Raw genomic sequence first — 865 nt, 5'->3', positions numbered from 1 at the left:
GGCAACGAAGCATAGGCATAGAGACCGAATGCGTTTACGCAAAATAAGCATGATCAATTTTTCCCTTGTACATCTTTGACTAAAATAACTGAGCGTTTACGCATATTGTGCGAGAAGTAACTTCCACTCATCACGTTGCTGTTGCATCGCGTCTTTAAGTTCTTGATATCGCTTCATCGCTTCAGACTTCTCGTAGGCTTCGCGCACTTCACACTTCTTAGCTTCAAGCCATTCAAGTCGTGCGATTTTGGTTTGATGCATCACTTCAACTAGTTCATCAAACTTTGCTTGCAACTTCGCTTTAATCTCTTCGGCATCGGCATGAAAACGCAGTTTCTCATTAAGATTTTTCATCGCCATTTCTGCTTTTGCTTTGGCGACCTTATGTTCGTCACAGCGTTTTAAGTTGCTCGCTAAACCCAATTTACTCAGGGTAAATATGAACCATTTAGTTGGGTCGTAATGCCACCAGCGGATGCCATTGCGATAATCTGTTTGAAAACAATGATGGTAGTTGTGGTAGCCCTCTCCATAGGTCAAGTAAGCCACAATGCCGTTATCACGTGCGGTATTCTTATCAGTATAAGGTTGGCTACCCCAATAGTGTGCGAGCGAATTAATAAAGAAAGTCACTTGTTGAGAGAGCACAAGACGTAAAAAGCCAACGATCAACATGGTGCCAATAATATCGCCATGCCAAACACCAATTACAAAAGGAATACCGAAGTTTGTCAGCACGACTAACTTCAAATAATTGCGGTGCTGCCACATCACAACAGGGTCGCGCTTTAAATCAGGAACGTTAGAGTAATCGTTATAGGTTTCGCGATTATAATCACGCAACATCCAACCCATGTGCGAGAAC

At 42.7% G+C, this 865-nt stretch carries 1 protein-coding gene; it reads right to left on the bottom strand.

Annotated elements, in window-relative coordinates:
- Window positions 1-96: 96 nt before the first annotated feature.
- The coding region (locus A3739_RS24455; RefSeq protein ID WP_068503143.1) for a fatty acid desaturase at window positions 97-865 on the bottom strand (769 nt) is incomplete at its 5' end.

This window comes from Oleiphilus sp. HI0067, from assembly GCF_001635735.1.
This window is presented reverse-complemented; position numbering and strand designations above follow the sequence as displayed.